Source organism: Treponema vincentii (assembly GCF_018336815.1).
GTDB lineage: Bacteria > Spirochaetota > Spirochaetia > Treponematales > Treponemataceae > Treponema.
This window is the reverse complement of the sequence record NZ_CP050497.1, coordinates 454,199-473,625: the sequence shown is the minus strand read 5'-3', so window position 1 is coordinate 473,625 and position 19,427 is coordinate 454,199. Positions and strand designations below refer to the sequence as shown.

Genomic DNA, 19,427 nt, shown 5'->3' with positions numbered 1-19,427 from the left:
TTTCTTATTCCTATTACGAATTTTTCAAAGTCTATGAATAATTTCTAATAGAAATATACCCATTATTTTGTTTTTTTGCAAGCTCCTTCATTTTTTGGTAATAGATGAGGATGCCCCCCTTCCCTCTAAAAACTAAACTCTTTCAAAAAGAATTCGGGATTTACCGCTTCCATATTTAAGCGTATCTCCCAGTGCAGATGCGGCCCTGTTGCAAGTCCCGTTGCACCGGAAAGCCCGATCCGTTCCCCCTGTTTGACGTATTGACCTTCATGTACACCGAGCGAATCCAGATGGTAATAGAGACTGTACAGTCCGGGCAAATGCTCTACCACAACACTCCAGCCGGTAGAAATACGGTCATCCGCCAGTACAACCTTTCCCTCGGCACAGGAATGAACGGGAGTTCCCGTCGGCACACCATAATCTATTCCGTAATGCATCGAAGTGCTTGTCTTTTTGTCAGTGTATTCAAAGACACGACGATCCCCAAAACCGGACGTTATCCGTTTTGAATCTACCGGAATCGTAAACGGCTTCAGGGTGTACACATCCTGAGGTGTAATCGTTGCAAGAATCGCATTAAGTTTTTCAATTTGTGCACGGCGCTCCGGACTCGCATCTTTTCTAATCCCCGTATTTCTTGCATCAAGCACAATACGCTCGGAAACAAATTGTTTTTTCTGAATACTGAAGGGTAGCATTATTTCTTTTTTCTGTGCATTCTCAGTTGAAATAATCACTTTAAGTGAATACGTCTCCTCACCGGAAAGCCATGTCGAAAGCGGAATACCCGCAAGCATATCCGCCGTTTTCGCACTGCGATTTTGGGGATTTGTAAAGAAGAACTGCGCGGAAGCAGCCTGCTCTTTTCCCTTAAAGAGCTGCAAAACAGCAGCAGGATTTTTCAAAGTTTCCTTGCGCACAGCACCGGTAAACTTCAGCGAAAGCCGTACAAATACTGCGTCTCCCGGCTGAGCCGTTTCATTATAGGTTACGGAGCCGCTATACGTTTGTTCCTGAAAATGTATCATCTCAACCGCAAATACCTGTGCAGCAGCGTACAAAATAATACAAACGAAGCAAATAATAAAACGCAAAAAAAATCTTCTATTCATGTTTATGTTCCTATTCACTTTCTGATGGTATCGCAGTTTTATATATCAAGCAATATCGCGCATAGTTCCTTACTATAAGCGTATTTTTTCGGTATAATAAAAGTACTATGAACGAACATGATTTTTTGAAACTGCAAAATGGCAGCGATATCCGCGGCGTTGCGCTGGAAGGCGTTGACGGCGAACAGGTTAACCTGACAAATGAAGTCTGCCGGAACATCGGCGCGGCGTTTGCGCTCTGGCTTTCTGCCAAAACGGGACGCAGCACGGATACGCTGGTAATCGGTATCGGCAGGGACTCCCGGCTGTCCGGCGAAGCGCTTGAAAATGCGCTCGTCGAAGGGCTTGCGGCGCAGCGGGTTAGTATCGTGTGCTGCTCGCTTGCTACCACACCGGCAATGTTTATGGGAACGGTCTTTGAAGAAACAAACTTTGACGGCTCAATTATGATTACCGCAAGCCACCTGCCGTTTAACCGGAATGGTTTTAAGTTCTTCGATAAATCCGGCGGGCTTGAACGCGCCGACATCACGGAAATTTTACGCAGCGCTGCCGCACAGCATGATGCTACAGCACAGCACAATAATGCCATTCCGCCTGATACCGCCGCACAGCAGCGTGCCGACAAACAAGATACCAATGTAGGTATGCGACCTACTCATATCGGAGACACCGATGCAGCGAGATGCCGGTCATTCGATTTAATTGCACGATACTCAAAACACCTGCAAGATGCCATCCGGAAAGGCTTGAACTTCCATGCCGAAAAGCCGCTTGCAAACTTAAAAATCGCGGTCGATGCCGGGAACGGAGCCGGCGGCTTTTTCGCGGAGCAGGTATTAAAAGCGCTTGGCGCCGATACCAGCGGCAGCCGCTTCCTTGAACCGGACGGCACATTCCCCAATCATATTCCCAATCCCGAAAACAAGGCGGCGATGGAAGCGGCTAAAACCGCTACCGTGCAAAGCCATTCCGATTTAGGTCTGATTTTCGACACGGATGTTGACCGTATGTCGGCAGTGCTGTCCGACGGAACGGAAGTCAATCGCGATGCAATTATCGCAATGACGGCGGTAATCCTTGCACCCGACTATCCGCACAGTACCATCGTTACCGATTCGGTAACTTCCGACCGGCTCACCTTCTTCCTTGAGCAGGAGCTGGGGCTTACCCATCTGCGATATATGCGCGGCTACAAAAACGTAATCAACAAATGCCGCGAATTGAACGAGCAGGGCATTATCAGCCCGCTGGCGATGGAAACGTCCGGACACGGCGCGCTGAAAGACAATTACTACCTCGATGACGGCGCGTTTCTTGCCGTAAAGCTGGTAACGGCGCTTGCGAACGCAAAGCACGCAGGGAAAAATATCGAAAGCCTGATTGAAAAGCTCCCGCCGATGGTAGAAGAAACGGAATTGCGCTTTAAGATACGCGGCGAGGATTTTAAAGAATACGGCACGTCAATCCTACAAGCATTTAAAGAGCGCACCGAAAAAGCAGGCTTTGAACTGCCGCAGTCGTATGAAGGGGTGCGTATTTCATTTAAAAACGCCGAAGCACAAGGCTGGATGCTGCTCCGTTTATCCCTGCACGACCCCGTTATGCCGCTGAACATCGAAAGCACCCGAAAAGGTGATCTTGCAAAGTTGAAAGCTATCGCCCGCACATTACTGGAAGGTTTTGACCGGCTTGATATAAGCGCCCTGGAGTAAGTAAAGGACAGCGAAGGATAAATGCACAGGGAAACGAAACGGTAGATGCGTCAACCATGATGGTGTCCATGGCAATTTCGACCTAATTGTTTCTCTCCGCTTTTATGGTATCTCTACCAAAAGCGCATGCGTTTTTTTATCCCGCTGATGAAGCCTCACCGACTCTTCCGGCAGGATAAGCAGCGTTCCCGATACGGCAGTGTTTAACACAGATTCTTTGTACGCATGACCGGTAATAAACATAAAGCCTTTTTCCGAACAGACATATCTGCCGATAGTCTGCGGATCCGGCTTGATGATATCCGAACATATACGCACCGGTATACCGGTTGTATCCGCGGCAGCCGCTGTGCTCCTTGCCGTATCTGCGCTTTTGCTGTCAGTATGGTGCGTTTCTTTCCGTGTGCCGTATAAAAAGCTTAAACTCGCCCGCTCTTTTCCCAAATGTGAAGCGTCTGAAAGACGGAGAAGATTTTCAGGTGAATCGTGCGTTTCAAAAGTAAAATGACACCATTTATGAAAAGCTATCGGAGTTTTTGCTGTTCCGGTTTGCAGAACTCGATTTGGAAAACAGCATGTCCCCTGATGAGGACACGGTGCAGATAGAGAAAAACCGGACTCTAAAAACTGCGTCCGTAACAGGCTCAAAAATTCACCGGCAAGCGGTATCCCCGGTTCAATAAAAAGAACCGAACCGAAGGGCTTGAGATAATGCATAACAGTACGGTGCGTTTTTTCGGCTTGCTCATCAAGGGAAAGCGGGGTATTCCAAAATATCTCATTGAACATATTTGCTTCCGTTACCAGCGATACTTTTTCGGATAATACCGTACCGAATGCTCCGCACACTTTTTTAATCGTCCACGGACTTTCTCCGTTGCCGTTTGTTTTACCGGTGTATGCACAGAGCGCTAAAAAAAGCTCTTCACCGAAGCTGAGCGCTTTATTGGAAATATCCACGCAATACCATGTCAGCCGTTTTTTTCCGCAGCTCCGGTTTTGCAATCCATAAAGCACAGACAAAAGTAAGCGGCCCCGAACCAAAGTCTGCCACATAATCGCGATCATCAAGCCGGATATCAAGATTCTGCAGAAGCTTCGTAAGCCGCACTAAATTCCACCAGACATAATAGTGCGCGTATGCCGACAGCTTTACCGGATCATTTAAATAGTGCGTCTTTCTACTGCTTCGTTCGTCCGTCAGCTCATGGAAGAGCGTATGAATGTGCTGCGGTAACAGTTGTTTCTTTTTTGCATCAAGCGACAAAACCTGATCCAACAACATAGGAAAATGCTCTAAGATATTTTTTGCTTCTGATGTCAGTTCGGAAAAAACCGGCTTTCCGAAGATATAAGGCGTACCGCTTTGCTTTTTGCGATGTTGCTCATTTTTTCGGTTAGAATTCCGTCTGGAAGGTTGCTGATATTGTGTTTTTTCTTTTGATTGCTGATTCCGGCGATTTTCTTCTGTCTGAATCTGATTGGCTTTATCTTGTGTACGAGATGAAGATTGCTTTTTAACGAATTTTTCGTAGAACGGTTTTTGCATACTCATTGTTGTTATAGTATAGAAGAAATAAGCTTGTTTTGCAAACGGCGGCACTTTTATACTGGAATCAACAATCCTGATACAGAGCGTTGCCGGAATGGCGGGTATTAAACCCTCGCTAAACCTCTTTTAAAATAGAAAATGCAGCGCCAAAGGCGCTGCATTTTCTTTAGAACACATCAAGGCGGAGACCGACCGATATACGCGGAAGCACACTCTTTATTACTGAGGCTGAACCGCTGACATCAGTTGGGATAAACCAAAGCTGACCTTCCGTATACACAGCAAAGCTTCTAAAATACTTGACTTTCTTTTTAGGCAATTTAACACGGGGGAACTCTATCTGCGCAAGCATAGCTGCAAGAACTTGCGCTGTCCCTTTCTGTGTTTTAGTAAACACTGAAAAGTCTGCCCCTAAAGCGCCGGTCATATATAACCACGCCCAATCAGGTCCTGCAAAAGATTCAAAAGGCAGTTCAAATACGTTTGCAAGAATCTTCATACTGACGACATGGCCACCGTACCGCATCTTTTTGCCCTTAAAGAATAGATCCCATTGCGATGGCAAGAATTGCCCGTAATGAAGTTGTAATTTCACATTGCTGCCGAAGAAGCTTAACCCAACTCCGGTGTTCCACAATGTAGCGCCCCAGAACCCGACATCAAAATGCAATCCTTGTACGACCTTTGGTATGCCATAAAGGTACTTATCACCCTTTCGTAAAGATAAAGCAACGTTAGTAACTGCAACATTATCGGTTGCTAATCCTGCATACGTCAAAGATTGATTATACGTTCCGCCTTCATCCGGAGTAAGCAAGGTAACAACAGGAGCAGTCTTATCAATACTTACAACCATACGGCAAACAGCAGTTTCATTATTCGCCATTCGGGCACGCACGAGCAAGAAATGTTCACCTTCTGCCATATCTCCGGTTTCAAGCCGATATTTCCAGTTAGCTTTCGAACCGAGGGGGATAAATGTTCTACCATTATTAAAACTAAGCTCTACTGCAACTAATTTTTTTGCAGCAAGCGCTTCGCGAACACCGACTGCCGTAGATTTATCCTTGAGTAACAGCTCCTCTTCTTCGGAAAGAGTGTATCCTGCCTTGCCTTTCAAATACGGCCGATCAACGGCAAAATCACCCATCGCAAAATTATCAATCGTAATCCACGGACCGGTAGCCTTATAAACTATCGAATGTACGGCAGAAGTTTCCGGTTTATTTTTTACGATTTCCGCTTTAACTGATATTTTATGCTCTCCTTCGGTCATACCTTCAGGCGTTATTCTAAAATTAAAATAACCGGTCGGAGAAATAGTGGCAGTATCGCGTTCCGCACCATCGATATATAAAGTAGCGGATTCAGGGAAAATCGTACTGGAGATCTTTCCATATATATTAAACTCGCCTACCAATGTTTCTCCCATAAGCGGAGCGAGAAGTTCGATCTTTCCTTTATCATTACTGCGATCAATAACAAAGTTGCGGGCAATATTGGTGACATTTCCTGCTTCATCCGAACCGACAATTTCGAGGTTATAAGATCCTTCAGGAAGATCTGCAACATTGATATTTTGGGAGACGACAAGCTTCGGCTCCAGTACCGTATTTGCAAGCTTTGCCGGTACCGATTGCCCTTGTAATCCTTTGATATGAACAACGACTTCTTTTAAAGCGATTTCGTCATATACCTGCCCTGACACAAAAAGGTCATTATCGTACTTTCCGCCCGGGATTGGGTATTCAAACTTGAGTTCCGGCGCCGTATTATCAATGTTTACCAAAGTAGAGGTTCGAGATTCTTCGCCGTACTGGTCTATAGCTTTTATGAACACTACATGAGTACCATCGGCAATCACAGCGGTATTAAAATCGTAGTGCCAGTTTTCGCCTCCTTCTGCCTTAGAATACGTATTCCCATTGTCAAGCGACACCTCAATTGACTTGATGCCGTTTTTATCGGCTGCAGTTCCTTTGATAGAAATAATATCTTTTACTACGGATGTACTTGCAGGTGATTGAACCGCAAGTGACGGAGGCTCAAGAGAAAACCGAACCTTCCGCTTAAATACATTGCTCTTAACGCCGTAAATATCTTCGGCATAGATCGAAATAGTGTGTTCATTATCCGTGAAATCGGTTAAAGCAAGCGGAACCGTAAAGGTATTCTTTACTTCAAGAGATTTTATTGCACCGTTGTCAATCTGATAAAAGACTTTTGAAACGCCGTCATCATCATTTATAATGCCGGAAAGAACAAAATCTTTTACCACAACAGCATCTTCTTCCGGCAAGTGGACTTCAATAATCGGCTTATCCGCCTCAGTGTCTATTTCAAAAGGATAGTCATTATATGTCGAGACATTCCCCGCTTTATCTGTAAATCGGAATAGCATTCCTTTACCGATCGGTGCGGATGCCGTACCGATGATTCTATGGGGAAGCGGAGAAATTTCCATCGGCTCCCATGGCTGGTTGGAACCTTCCGGTTTATACTCGACTTTTTCAAGCACAGCATAATTATCCGGTTTAAAGGCCACCAAAATAGAACCGTTCACCTTATCTCCTTCACGAGGGAGGATAAGCGACACCTTCGGTCCCTGTGCGTTTTTATAGAAGGTTCGATACGCAGAGCTTTTCTGTCCAAGCACATCGACTGCATGTACGCCCACGACGATAACTCCGTCAGGATAATTTCCCAGCGCAATTTGCTGAGAGAACTTAGCGGAAGGAAGCGGTTGGGCTTCGGAATCGCCGACCGTGTATGTTATCGACTGTAATGTGGAAATATCGGAAATTGTACCGGCTAATTCCAGCGATTCCTTTATAAATCGCGGTTCTTCGGCAAGCGCAAGGTTAATAACCGGAGCAGTTTTGTCAATCAGAACATTAATACCTGAAGAGGTAAAGGTACGACCTTCCGTATCGGTAACAGTAATTCGTACATTTTTATATAGTCCTTCTTCAGTGATTGCGAGAGTAATGATATGACCTGAAAAAGATAACTCGCAAGGTATCGTAGAACCGGCTAATTCGACGGAAGCAATTTCCGCCCCACCTGCGGGGCGATACACACCCGTTAGAATATTGTTATCAGATAAAATAAAAGTTCCATCAGAAGATTTATTCCCTTCCGCCCATGTAAAAGCTTCTTCTTCCGCCGTTGCTTGAGAGTCTATTAAAATAGTTTGAGCAATCGCTCTGCCATATACATCGGAAGCTTGTACCGCAACAGGTACCACCTTGCCGGTGAATGAAGAATCAATCGGAATACGGATAAGCGTATTTGCAGCCCCTTTCTTAATAGAAACGGAACTTTCAGCATTATCCGCGATAGCATACGAAACAGAATCGAGTCCCGCCCCTGCACTGACATTTATTGTAACAGAAGTCCGGCTATTAGGCGCTACCGACTGTACAACACCGGAGGAACCCTCAAGTCCGATAATGGGCTTGGTACCTAGTACCGAGAAAGATACGGTTTCGGTATTACCTTTTACACCTTGCGGATTAACGGCATAAGCCGAAACCGTATGCGTCCCGCTCGTTATATCGGTAATAGGCACACCGAAAGCGCTCATGTTGACAGGCACGGTGATTTCCTCACCTCGATCAATTCTATAGCGTATCTCGGAAACACCGGAAGCGCTTTCAATTGAACCTGCAAGATACATACTATTATCGATAACGGCATTGGCAACCGGCTGTACTATTGTAAGACGCGGAGCATCCGCCGATTTATCAATAGTAATTGTCCGCATTACCTTCGTAATATTACCGGCAATATCTTCGGCGGTAATTTCAATTGTCTCGGTTTTATTTGAAAGACCGCTCACATCAAATTCTTTGACCCAATAAGGATTCCCTTTAACCAGTTCAAAATCCCCTGTTTGGTTTCCCATTCGCCATGACAAAGACTTGAGATTTACCGAATCGTTTGCAAATCCTGCTATTCCAAAAACGCTGCTCACTATTTCTGAGGGGGCAGGATAAAAGAAATCAACCACGGGAGGCGTATTATCGATAAAGAATAAGAACGTAGAAATCCCTTCGGCTCCTAATTTATCAATAGCCTTAAACCAACATACGGTCGGACCCTCAGGCATTTTCTGTGTATCAATGTCAAGTTTAAAGGAAAAGCCGTCCGCTTTTTTATCATATTTAAGAGAAAGCGGTGTATAGGTCTGCCCTGCGTCAAACGAATAAAACAGCTTACTCACGCCGTTTCCATCTCGTACGATTCCTCCTAATACCTGTTTACCGGAAATTAAAGCGCCGTCATCCATACTTGTTATGAGAGTTTCAGGCGTATGCAAATTCAAGTTAAACGCAACCGAAACACCATCGCTCTTTAATCCGTTAATGTCGGTACCCCATGCAGTAATACGGTGTACACCTTCTTGCAAATCGGCTGTATTAAAAGTTTGAGTCCAAAACTGCTTGCCTTTTGCACGAATAGGCTCATTGTCATCCAACGCTACTTCGATAAAATCAATACCGTCATCATCAAAACATGTCCCGGAGGCACTAAAAGTACCCGTGATATTCATATTTTTGAAGGGGTTTGTAATAGACACAACCGGCTGATCGGAGCGGGGATCAATATATATATTAAAGGGTCCTGACTCTCCGATATTACCCGCCGAATCTTCAGCCGTAACAAGTACATTATACTTACCCGGCTTTTTTTCAGTGAGATCAAAAGATTCGTCCCAGCTTTCGGGATTTTCAACAGTACGGGTTTCTACTTTACCGCCTGCAGACAAAAATGCGGCCATAGAGAGACACATACAGAGACACAGTAGTAGCTTTTTCATAGAAGCTCCTTATTATAAAATTATAAAATAAATAGGCTCTCGCATAATACGGAAGCTTTTTCCGGCAAACCTGTAGAAAGTACCGGCACGCTACAACTTTATAGTATTTTAGATTAAGAAGAAGGGCAGTATGATAAGAACACCCTCCTAGGGTATCGATACAATATACCGAAAACTTGAGTATATCAAGACCGGGACAATGCAAAAATATTTGAGCATCTCTAAAAACTCGGTTAGTTTCTTAGAGGTTCCCATTAAATGGAGACAACTTTTTTTACATCAGGATAGGATTCTTTTAATTGAGCTTCGATTCCGGATTTTAATGTCATCAAAGCCATCGGGCAGGAACCACATGCTCCCTTTAACCGGACGGAAACAATGCCGTCATCAGATAATGAGACGAACTCAACATCACCGCCGTCCGCCTGCAAATGGGGGCGAATAACGCCTAAAGCTTCCTGAATTTGTTCGACTGTAGTCATATTTTCTCCTTTGTTGCGCTCGCAGAATGCGCTTATCATATTATATATTAGCATATTATATACTAGAAATCTTTATAGAGTAAACATCTTTAAAACATCCGATTGTTAAAAGAACTCTGATACGCTATCAACCGTATCTAGCAGCAATAGTTACAGATTAAGCGGATTTTATACTATAGACAAGATAGAAGTATAGGGCATCAACACCATGACATTTTATTCTATCGCCGTAATTATCAACAGTGCAGTTAATATGAGAAGCACCCTGTCGTAAAAGCTGCGCGGGCGATCCTTAAGAAATAGCTATGGCAGCCTTCACCCTTATCCTATAATCACAAGCCATTTCACTCAGCAGCTCATCATGGGTGATAATGACAACGGTTTTCCCCGCCTGTGCAAGAGCATCAACCCACTGTGCCATACTCAAAAGCCCTTCGCCGCCCATGCCGCTGGTCGGCTCATCGAACACAAAGAGCTGTGCTTCCGAGCAATACGCCGCGGCAATTACCACCCGCTGCTTTTCTCCGCCGGATAGCGATGCAGGATGCCGGTTCCGTACCGCCTGCAAGCGGAATAGCTCAAGCGCTTCTTCCGCGCGCTCTTTCACATCTTGCGAAGCTCCCCTCCCCAGTAGCAGCTCATTGATGACGCTGTCGGAGTACAGCTGATAATCGGCATCCTGCATCACAAAATAACTCATACGCCGCCGCTGTGCACACGAGAGCTTCTGTCCATGCAGGGTAATACTGCCGCTCTGCTGCCGCAACAGTCCGCACAGTACCTTGCACAAGGTAGTTTTACCGGCGCCGTTTTCTCCGGTTAGAGCAGTAACGCTGCCTTGCGGAAACGTAAGGCTGATATTCCGTATACCGCATTCCATTGCCCGTCCGGAACCGTCTTCGCCGTGACATTCCGTATACCGTCCATTCCGGTATAAATACGTTACATTCGACACACATAAAGCAGCTCGCGATACATCCGGCTCTATTTTTGCCGCTTCCGGTAATTTTACAGCCGGATCCGGTGTTGACGTTTCTACTGCTGCGGCTCTTTTCGGTGTTTCTTTTAGTGCGGCGCTTTCAGGTTGTCCTATCGCTTCCGTTGTACGAATGTGATTTGTTCGCAAAGATAACTCCGCCATACCGGGATAGCGAAATCCGAATTGCCGTAGCTCACCTTCCTGCAAACGGCAAAACTCATCTGCTGTCCACCGGTGTGCAGCCCTGCCGTTTTCGATATGCAAAAATGAGTCTGCAATTCCTAAAAATGTGTGCAGCCGGTGCTCACTGATGATAATCGTTGTTCCCCGCTTTTTAATCTCCGCCAAAAGACCGGTAAGAATTTCAATACCATCCGAATCCAAATTGGAAATAGGCTCATCCAAAATCAGGATTTGAGGCGATAAAATGAGCGCTGCTGCAATCGCTACCCGTTGTTTTTGCCCTGCCGATAGGGTATCAACGGTTCGGCATAACAGCGGCTCTATGTTAAGAAGTACAGCCGCTTCTCGTACCTTTTCTTCCACGTACATCGGCTCCATGCCGATATTTTCTGCGGAAAACGCAATTTCATCCTGCACACTGTTCATAAAAAATTGACTGCGCGGGTCTTGAAACACAACCCCGAATGTTTGCACTCGCTGCTCAGGCGGCATAGACGCAGGTTCTCTCCCGGCAACCAGCACCGAACCATGCAGTGTTCCCTCGTAAAATGCCGGAGCTAAACCGTTGATCAGCCTCAACACAGTACTTTTCCCCGCCCCTGATCTTCCGCACAAAATAACGCATTCCCCGTCCCGTATATCAAAGGACATTCCCTCAATGCAAGCATCCTGCCGATTCCCTGCCGCAAGCTCCGCTTCCCCATAACAAAACGATACATCACAAAACGTAATCATAGACATCGCAACCGTATTTTACACAATGACAATGAGAACCATTGCGGTACCGTATAGTCCAACCGTAAGGTAGTTGTAGACAGACAGCGGAGCGGCATACATGCTGCTTCGTTTTTGAGGAGCGTCCAAACCGCGCAGTTCCGCCGTTGCACCCAATTCTGCCGACAGCTTTAAACAGCGAACGGTAAACGGAACAAAAAAACTTTCATACACAACAACCGGATGACGGACATAATCATGCCAATGCGGAAACAAGCTCCGTGCTTTGATTCCCTCTCGAATCGATGCCATCTCTTTTCGCAGTACCGGAAAAAAGCGCATCATCATGCAGAGCATAATCGTCACGGACTTAGGAATATGCAGGCTTTGCCAGCTTGCCATCAGCCTGCTCGGATTGCTTTTTACAATGGCGGCAGCGAACATCACGAGCGGAATTGATCGGGCAAGGGTATGCAGGATCACATAGAGCAGCGCTGTATGCGGCGCACAGATCCGGGCAAGTACTTGGAGAATAGTATAGAAAAAGCACAAACGCCCTGCCGTCCGCCCCTCCTTCACCTGCAGCAGATAACAGCCTGCCAGCAGGCACAGGCAATGCATTTGTCCAATCCGCTCGTAGAAAAACCAAACAGACGTGGCGCACAGCATAACAACAAGGTGTGTTCGAGGGTCGAGATTCCGCACTGACTTTACGCTAACTTTGCTTTTTTAATATGTTTTTTGAAAAACAGCATACCGATCCAAAATCCTGCGGCCGCAAGCGCCGCCGAAATCAAACCGATAAGCAGCATCATATCGAGCGAACCGTAAAAACGAATCAACACCTGTTTCCCTTCTTCGGTATATGAATCTCCTAAGCTCTTCAAATACCGCTCCTTAAAAAAGAACAGCGGAATTGAACTGCCCCATGCGTACAGCGTCCAATATACCACATAGCCGATACCGTTCCGCACCGGATTTTTGTAGGTATTATTACCAAGCATCAAAAGCTCGCAGATGAGACCTACTACAAGCATCACTGCAGAAAACCATGCCGAGCCGAATGCAGCCATCATCAATCCGCAAAAAATTGCCGTTACAAGGAATGTTCCGTGTTTCGCCGTTTTGTTTGACATAACAATGTAGAGCGGTGCGCAGAAAAAAGCCATCACGCCGACGTAAAAAAGGTAATCGAGTGCGGGCGTTGCCGCTATTGTCATCACCATCTTAACGATAACCATAATCACCAGCATCGCGATATTAAAAATCGAAAGTGTGATAATATCCTTTAACCGCAGCCGTGCTGAACCGTCTGTTTTTACTTCCATATTAGTTCCTCCTCTTGAGTTAACATCTGCTAACTCAAGAGAATACTATAGCGGCAATGAACAGCTGTTTTCCACTCCATTCAGTCAAAACCTATCCGAAAAGCCGTGAAAATTGGCCAGGCAAACGCATCAGGCTGTTTTTTTAATATCCCCGCAGAAAGATTGAGACTATTCGACCAGAGTTGAACCTCTTTGCGGTTCAAATGGTCTCACAGTCTCAATTTTTCCGCGATTTATATCTATTCTGCCTGATGCGTTTACCCCTTTGATGGAAAAATGTGCGAAATTTTATGCAAAATTTCGCACAGAAGAGAGGCTTGAGGATAGACCTTCCGTTAGCCTTTTGAAATAGATGGTACAGATGCTAGGAGTGCACAAAAAACACCCGCAGGCACGACAAAGAATGAACATCCGTGTACATTCTTTGTCTGCGAGTTCGCAGTGCGAACTCGATTCCGTTTGAAACCACTGCCATCCTTGGCAGTTTTGATACGTCGAGGATTTTCAAAAGCGGCACGGATGCCGCCGGTATTAGACAGACGCGATGTTTTGACGTAAGGCAAAACTCGCAGTCAAAAATGTACAAGGATGTACATTTTTGACGTTGCGTTAGGGATTGCAGCGATAGCCTTTTTTGCTGCCGAAAGAAGTCAAATGCAGTTTTCGACGTGAGGAGAAACACTGCTGAAATGATACAAACGCAGCAAAAAGCTATAAGCGTAAAGCCCGACGGGAACCGGAACGCCCAAAATAATTATCCATTACAAATTATCAATTATAAATTATTCCGGCGGTATTCCCGCGGAGAACATCCGAATGTATTCTTAAAAGCGGAAGAAAACTTATTTGGATTTTCGTATCCGATTAGGGAGGCGATTTCCGTAATCGATTTTTCCGTAGTGTGTAATAGCTGCGCCGCTTTTTGCATTTTGTATTCTTTTTGAAAAGCATAGATCGGTTTTCCGTATACCGCCTTAAAACAGTCTTTCATTACCGTTAAACCGATGCCGTATTTTTGCGACAAATCTTTTAACCGCGGATTTTCGCTCCAGTGTTCCGTAATATCAGCTTTAATCGCTTTTATCTTTTTTATATATACTCCTGAAAAACAGGTATGTGCCGCAGACTGCTTTTGCGGTTTATAGTGCTGCAATAAAAACAACAGCTCTAAAACTTTCAGCCGCAGGTAGCCGTTTGTTGTATCAGAGGGAAAGCGGCAATCTTGGGATGCTTCATATAATTCATTGAATATACGGAGCAGCATTGGCGGTGTTTTAATAACTGCGCATTTATTGTCGGGACAATAGTTTTGCAGTAGTGCCGCTAGGTCAATGGATATGCCTTCGATAGTATTCTGAAAAACCATACCTGTCTTTTTGACATCGATAATGATTGTACAGCCGGTGTAATATCCTAACGGGAAATAAGGCTTTTCGGTTTGAGCTTCCAAAACACCGATGGCAAAATCACCTTCACCGATATATGTAAAATAACCGCTTTTATATTCGCATTCAAACCTGCCTGATTTGCAATAGGCTATTTCCAGAATATTCGGTACCGGCTCTTTTCGGTAATCACATGAGGCTGCTTCAAAAGTTGTAAGTGCATAATCAATCCCCGGAAATAAATGAAAGGTTTTCATACGCCCGTTCGGTGTATCGCAGTTGATAGCATATTCCGTTATCAAATTGGTATTAGATATAATAGCGGCGCGTGTCCCGTGCCATTCGGTTGCGTGTACACAAGAGTTCATATTAGACCTTCGCTTTTTTTTAAGAGTATATACAATCTCTATATATGTCAATAAAAAATGAATTTAAAAAACTTTACTCTTGCAATCCAAAACCGTTTCCAGTATAATTTATAATCTTGCTTACAGGCAGCTTACGAAAATTGATATTTTTAGCTGTCGGTTTTTGTGACGTAAAAAAATCTATTAGAAATGAGGTAGAAGAATTATGAGTAGTGATATTTCAAAAATGAGAAATATCGGTATAAGTGCGCATATCGACTCGGGAAAAACAACCCTTTCAGAGCGTATCTTGTTTTATTGCGACCGTATTCATACCATTCATGAGGTACGCGGAAAAGATGGTGTCGGCGCCGTTATGGACAATATGGAATTGGAACGGGAGCGCGGTATCACCATTCAGTCCGCATCGACACAGGTAACATGGAAAGACCACACCATTAACGTTATCGACACGCCCGGACACGTTGACTTTACTATCGAAGTTGAACGTTCATTGCGTGTTTTGGACGGCGCTATTTTGGTACTTTGCTCCGTTGCCGGTGTACAGTCTCAGTCTATCACCGTTGACCGCCAGCTTAAACGCTACCATGTTCCGCGTATTGCCTTTGTTAACAAGTGCGACAGAACCGGCGCTAATCCGTTAAAGGTGCGGATGCAGCTGCGCGAAAAACTGGGACTCAACGCTTACATGATGCAGCTCCCAATCGGCCTTGAGGATAAACTCGAAGGCGTTATCGACCTCGTAACGATGAAGGCGCTTTATTTTGAAGGAGACAGCGGTACCGAGCTCCGCGTGGCCGAAATCCCGGCACACCTTCTTGATGATGCAAAAAAATATCGCGAGGAAATGATCGATGCGGCTTCGATGTTCTCCGATGAGCTTGCAGAAGCATATCTTGAAGGCGCCGAAACGGAAGAGATGATTCGTGCAGCGGTACGTGTCGGTACTTTAAAAGAAGCCTTTGTGCCGGTATTCCTCGGTTCGGCCTATAAAAACAAAGGTATCCAGCCATTGCTCGATGCCGTTACCTACTACTTGCCCAATCCGACGGAAATTACCAATAAGGCGCTCGATTTGGATAAAAATGAAGAACCCGTTGTGCTGACCTCCAACCCCGATGATCCGGTTGTGTCGCTCGGCTTTAAGCTGGAGGATGGAAAATACGGTCAGTTGACGTATGTGCGTATCTATCAGGGAACGCTGAAAAAAGGCGGTGAATTGTACAACACCCGCTCACGCAAAAAGTTCAAGGTTGGACGTCTTGTCCGCATGAACTCTGCCGAAATGGAAGATATTTCCGAAGGCGGCCCGGGAGACATCGTTGCGCTCTTCGGTATCGAATGCGCATCGGGCGATACGTTCTGCGGCGGCGACCTCAACTACGCCATGAGCTCCATGTTCGTTCCCGATCCGGTTATTTCGCTTTCGGTTACCCCCAAGGATAAAAAATCCGCCGACCAGATGGGCAAGGCATTAAACCGCTTTACCAAAGAAGACCCGACCTTCCGCACATACGTTGATCCGGAATCGAACGAAACGATTATTCAAGGTATGGGTGAACTCCATTTGGATGTATATATCGAACGGATGCGCCGCGAATACAAGTGCGAGGTAGAAACCGGTATGCCGCAGGTTGCCTACCGCGAAGCAATCAGCCAGCGTGCGGACTTTAACTACACCCATAAAAAGCAGACGGGCGGTTCCGGTCAGTTCGGCCGTGTTGCAGGCTTTATCGAACCTACCTCCGAGCAAGACTACGAGTTTGTCGATCAAATTAAAGGCGGCGCCATTCCTTCGGAATTTATTCCGTCTTGCGATAAGGGCTTTAGAGCGGCCGTTAAGAAGGGCACGCTTATCGGCTTCCCGATTGTCGGCGTACGGGTTACCATTAACGACGGTCAAACACACCCGGTAGACTCTTCCGATATGGCATTCCAAGCCGCAGCTATCGGCGCTTTCCGCGAAGCGTACAAAAAAGCAAATCCGATCGTTCTCGAACCGATTATGAAGGTTTCAATCGAAGGCCCGCAGGAATTTCAAGGAAATATCTTTGGACTTATTAACCAACGTCGTGGTATAATACTTTCGTCCACTGAAGATGAACAGTTTACCCGCGTTGACGCGGAAGTCCCGTTAAGCGAAATGTTCGGATTTTCAACCATTTTGCGCTCTTCAACACAGGGTAAAGCAGAATACTCAATGGAATTTGCGAAGTACGGCAAAGCTCCCCAAAGCGTTACGGAAGCTTTAATTAAAGCGTACGAAGAAAAACGCAAAGCGGAACAACAAAAATAGGAGGCGGGAAATGGTTAAAGAGGATTTAATCGAACGCAGCGCTGTTCGTAATTTTGAAAAAGCGCTCGGAGGGGCGTTACAACCGGGGGAAATCGGTATTGTAACGGCTAAAAGAGGCGTTGGAAAAACTTCCATGCTGGTTCAGCTCGGATTGGATCAGCTGCTGCAAGGTAAACCGATTGTACATATCTCGTTCAGTCAGCAAACCGATTATGCCATTACATGGTATAACAATATGTTTGACGAAACAGCCGAGAAAAAACACCTTGAAAAAGCTGCTGAATTAAAATCTGAAGTTATCGCACGGCGCATCGTACTCAATTTTAATCAAGATATCGTGCGTACCACTCAGATTATCAAGACCGTAAAGGCGCTGTTTGAAGTAGGTTCAAAGCCTTCCGCACTGATGATCGATGATTTCGATTTTTCTAAAGCGGTTCCCGAAGCGATTCAGCAAATAAAGGCTTTTGCCAAAGAAACCGGTATGTTCGTCTGGTATACGGCTTCCGCCGATGTACGCGAAAAGGCGATCCACCCCGACTTAAAGCCTTATGCCAACGATCTTGATGTTATCCTGTATTTGGAACCGTCGCCGGACGCCATTAAAATATACGCGCTGAAAGCCCGCGGTAAAGCGAATTTTGATACCGGCTGCAAGCTTGACACCAAAACAATGCTTTTAGCGGAAAAATAATTTTCCTTATAGCTCCGGATAAGTACACCGAGGCTATAACGGCTATCGAAAAAGCCCTGTCGATTACATTCGGCAGGGCTTTTTTTTGTGCGAAATTTTAAATAAAATTTCGCACATTTTTTTTGACAGACGGGTAAACGCATCAGGCAGGGTAAATAAAAAGCGCGGAAAAATTGAGACTGTGAGACCATTTGAACCGCGCAGGGGTTCAACTCTGGTCGAATAGTCTCAATTTTTCCGCGGGGATATAAAAAAATGTCTGATGCGTTTGCCCCAGCTCATTTTTGTTTTTCTCTTGACTTTAAGGGGTATAATGGAAGAAAAGTTCTAAACATGAATCAATTCCATAGTTTGGGACACCTTAACGAAAAAGGAGGGCAAAAATGCCGAATACGACAAAACGTCCGGCGGGAAAGAATCATCCTGCGGATATCCAAAATGCCAACAAAGGAACTAACGGAACCAATATTACCTATGATAAAAATCAAGGTAATCGCGGCGCTCAGTTGAATCCGAATCATGCGCCTAATAACAACGGGCAGAGTAAGTAGGAGATATTGATAATGAAAGTTATAAAAAAATATATCTCCGTTATAAGCGCTATTTTATTACTCTGCCTCGCGATTGGGTGCAAAGGATCTGTTGATAATTCGAAGCCAACACCAACACCAACACCAACACCAACACCAACACCAACACCAACACCAACACCAACACCAACACCAACACCAACACCAACACCAACACCAACACCAACACCAACACCAACACCAACACCAACACCAACACCAACACCAACACCAACACCAACACCTACACCTACGCCTACGCCTACACCTACGCCTACACCTACTGCAAACGGGGCGTATGCGCCGACGGATGTAAAGGTTGAACTTAATAGTAATACAGTGAACGGCATAACTATTTCGTGGACAAGTACCGGCGCTAAGAACTACTGGGTGTATTACAACACAAGCAACGATTCATCTACGGCAACCGTCTTGACCAATACGGTTTTTTTATCAAAGTATTCCGCCACATTATCGACGACAGGGACGTACTATTTTTGGGTAAGGGCCGCCGACGATTTTACATCATCAAGCAGTTTGAGCAGTTTCAGTAATGTTGCGTCATTATCGTTTACGTACACGGAACTTCAAGTACCGACTAACGTACAAGTGGAGCTTTCTACGACAAAACTCAATACGGTTACGGTGAGCTGGACTACAACCGGAGCAAAATACTACCGGGTTTATTATGGGACAACCAATGACACGGCATCTGCCATATTATTAAGCGACACGGTTTCATCAACAAGTTATTCTAAGACTTTCTCGGCTTCCGGTACATATTATTTCTGGGTAAAAAGCGCCGACGGATTTCTTGCTACGAGTGCCACAAGTGATTTTAGCTCTGTCGTAAGTTATAATCTTGTTCATCAAGATTTACCGGTACCGATGAATCTTACCGCTGCAAAAGATGGCGCCGGAGAATATTCGGGAATAAAACTTACGTGGGATTCCACTAAAAGCGCTTGGTATCATGTATACTGGGGAACGGCGGATGATATATCGGCTGCAACAGTGCTTGATAGATTTGTGTTAACCAACTCTACGCGAGTGTATGCAAAGCACAACCATCTCGTTTCCGGTAAGACGTATTATTTCTGGGTAAAAAGCGCTGACGGTTATAACACCGATGATAATACAAGCGCCTTTAGCGTTGTTGCTTCATATACATGGACGGAATAAGGCCTTAGGTTGTCTGTTCCGAGACAGAAGTCTCGGAACAGGT

General features: G+C 45.3%; 15 protein-coding genes. 5 read left to right on the top strand and 10 right to left on the bottom strand.

Features of this window, described 5'->3' with window-relative positions; all coding sequences use genetic code 11:
• Nucleotides 1-125: 125 nt before the first annotated feature.
• Nucleotides 126-1,115, bottom strand: coding sequence for a M23 family metallopeptidase (locus GWP40_RS02200; protein WP_212565873.1), 990 nt, complete (start codon nt 1,113-1,115; stop codon nt 126-128).
• 107 nt (nt 1,116-1,222) lie between these two features.
• On the opposite strand from GWP40_RS02200, the gene GWP40_RS02195 reads away from it, so the two are divergent.
• Nucleotides 1,223-2,830 carry a phosphohexomutase domain-containing protein gene (locus tag GWP40_RS02195; RefSeq protein ID WP_212565872.1) on the top strand — a complete coding sequence of 536 codons (1,608 nt, stop codon included), beginning with the start codon at nt 1,223-1,225 and terminating at the stop codon, nt 2,828-2,830.
• A 102-nt stretch (nt 2,831-2,932) separates the two neighbouring features.
• Here the strand turns inward: GWP40_RS02195 and GWP40_RS12570 are convergent, their stop codons facing one another.
• The 8 genes from GWP40_RS12570 to GWP40_RS02160 form a co-directional block, all read right to left on the bottom strand.
• The gene (locus GWP40_RS12570; protein WP_230974654.1) at nt 2,933-3,847 is read right to left on the bottom strand and encodes a small ribosomal subunit Rsm22 family protein; all 915 of its coding nucleotides are present in this window, start codon (nt 3,845-3,847) and stop codon (nt 2,933-2,935) included.
• Complete coding sequence (locus tag GWP40_RS12565) at nt 3,774-4,379, bottom strand: small ribosomal subunit Rsm22 family protein (RefSeq protein ID WP_230974543.1); 606 nt, start codon at nt 4,377-4,379, stop codon at nt 3,774-3,776. Before GWP40_RS12565 ends, GWP40_RS12570 begins: the two co-directional genes overlap by 74 nt.
• 169 nt (nt 4,380-4,548) lie before the next feature.
• Nucleotides 4,549-9,204, bottom strand: a complete 4,656-nt coding sequence (locus tag GWP40_RS02185; RefSeq protein WP_212565871.1) for an Ig-like domain-containing protein — start codon at nt 9,202-9,204, stop codon at nt 4,549-4,551.
• Nucleotides 9,205-9,458: 254 nt separating this feature from the next.
• A complete protein-coding gene (locus GWP40_RS02180) occupies nt 9,459-9,686 on the bottom strand; it encodes a NifU family protein (protein ID WP_212565870.1) in 228 nt (75 codons plus the stop codon).
• Between the two features lie 292 nt (nt 9,687-9,978).
• Nucleotides 9,979-11,583 carry an ABC transporter ATP-binding protein gene (locus GWP40_RS02175; protein ID WP_212565869.1) on the bottom strand — a complete coding sequence of 535 codons (1,605 nt, stop codon included), beginning with the start codon at nt 11,581-11,583 and terminating at the stop codon, nt 9,979-9,981.
• Between the two features lie 18 nt (nt 11,584-11,601).
• A complete protein-coding gene (locus GWP40_RS02170) occupies nt 11,602-12,267 on the bottom strand; it encodes an energy-coupling factor transporter transmembrane component T family protein (protein ID WP_212565868.1) in 666 nt (221 codons plus the stop codon).
• A gap of 5 nt (nt 12,268-12,272) precedes the next feature.
• Nucleotides 12,273-12,890: an MptD family putative ECF transporter S component gene (locus tag GWP40_RS02165; RefSeq protein ID WP_212565867.1), complete on the bottom strand. Its 618-nt coding sequence runs from the start codon at nt 12,888-12,890 to the stop codon at nt 12,273-12,275.
• A 775-nt stretch (nt 12,891-13,665) separates the two neighbouring features.
• On the bottom strand, nt 13,666-14,643 hold the full coding sequence (locus GWP40_RS02160) for a helix-turn-helix domain-containing protein (protein WP_212565866.1): 978 nt from the start codon (nt 14,641-14,643) through the stop codon (nt 13,666-13,668).
• A gap of 205 nt (nt 14,644-14,848) precedes the next feature.
• Between GWP40_RS02160 and fusA the strand changes: the two genes are divergently transcribed.
• The 3 genes from fusA (at nt 14,849) to GWP40_RS02145 (ending at nt 18,184) form a co-directional block, all read left to right on the top strand.
• Nucleotides 14,849-16,939: an elongation factor G gene (gene fusA, locus GWP40_RS02155; RefSeq protein WP_212565865.1), complete on the top strand. Its 2,091-nt coding sequence runs from the start codon at nt 14,849-14,851 to the stop codon at nt 16,937-16,939.
• A 10-nt stretch (nt 16,940-16,949) separates the two neighbouring features.
• On the top strand, nt 16,950-17,633 hold the full coding sequence (locus GWP40_RS02150) for a hypothetical protein (protein WP_212565864.1): 684 nt from the start codon (nt 16,950-16,952) through the stop codon (nt 17,631-17,633).
• Nucleotides 17,634-18,016: 383 nt separating this feature from the next.
• Entirely contained in the window at nt 18,017-18,184 is a 168-nt protein-coding gene (locus GWP40_RS02145) for a hypothetical protein (protein WP_016522731.1), read from the top strand.
• A 49-nt stretch (nt 18,185-18,233) separates the two neighbouring features.
• On the opposite strand, the gene GWP40_RS02140 is transcribed toward GWP40_RS02145, so the two are convergent.
• Complete coding sequence (locus GWP40_RS02140) at nt 18,234-18,443, bottom strand: hypothetical protein (RefSeq protein ID WP_212565863.1); 210 nt, start codon at nt 18,441-18,443, stop codon at nt 18,234-18,236.
• A 98-nt stretch (nt 18,444-18,541) separates the two neighbouring features.
• On the opposite strand from GWP40_RS02140, the gene GWP40_RS02135 reads away from it, so the two are divergent.
• A complete protein-coding gene (locus GWP40_RS02135; RefSeq protein WP_212565862.1) occupies nt 18,542-19,384 on the top strand; it encodes a hypothetical protein in 843 nt (280 codons plus the stop codon).
• The last annotated feature ends 43 nt before the right edge of the window (nt 19,385-19,427 follow it).

Excerpts from the sequence above, each read along its gene's own strand:
- GWP40_RS02185 (WP_212565871.1), bottom strand. The coding sequence starts at position 9,204 with ATGAAAAAGCTACTACTGTGTCTCTGTATGTGTCTCTCTATGGCCGCA.
- GWP40_RS02175 (WP_212565869.1), bottom strand. The coding sequence starts at position 11,583 with ATGATTACGTTTTGTGATGTATCGTTTTGTTATGGGGAAGCGGAGCTT.
- GWP40_RS02180 (WP_212565870.1), bottom strand. The coding sequence starts at position 9,686 with ATGACTACAGTCGAACAAATTCAGGAAGCTTTAGGCGTTATTCGCCCC.
- GWP40_RS02150 (WP_212565864.1), top strand. The coding sequence starts at position 16,950 with ATGGTTAAAGAGGATTTAATCGAACGCAGCGCTGTTCGTAATTTTGAA.
- GWP40_RS02165 (WP_212565867.1), bottom strand. The coding sequence starts at position 12,890 with ATGGAAGTAAAAACAGACGGTTCAGCACGGCTGCGGTTAAAGGATATT.
- GWP40_RS02160 (WP_212565866.1), bottom strand. The coding sequence starts at position 14,643 with ATGAACTCTTGTGTACACGCAACCGAATGGCACGGGACACGCGCCGCT.
- GWP40_RS02195 (WP_212565872.1), top strand. The coding sequence starts at position 1,223 with ATGAACGAACATGATTTTTTGAAACTGCAAAATGGCAGCGATATCCGC.
- GWP40_RS02145 (WP_016522731.1), top strand. The coding sequence starts at position 18,017 with ATGCCGAATACGACAAAACGTCCGGCGGGAAAGAATCATCCTGCGGAT.
- GWP40_RS12565 (WP_230974543.1), bottom strand. The coding sequence starts at position 4,379 with ATGCAAAAACCGTTCTACGAAAAATTCGTTAAAAAGCAATCTTCATCT.
- GWP40_RS02200 (WP_212565873.1), bottom strand. The coding sequence starts at position 1,115 with ATGAATAGAAGATTTTTTTTGCGTTTTATTATTTGCTTCGTTTGTATT.
- fusA (WP_212565865.1), top strand. The coding sequence starts at position 14,849 with ATGAGTAGTGATATTTCAAAAATGAGAAATATCGGTATAAGTGCGCAT.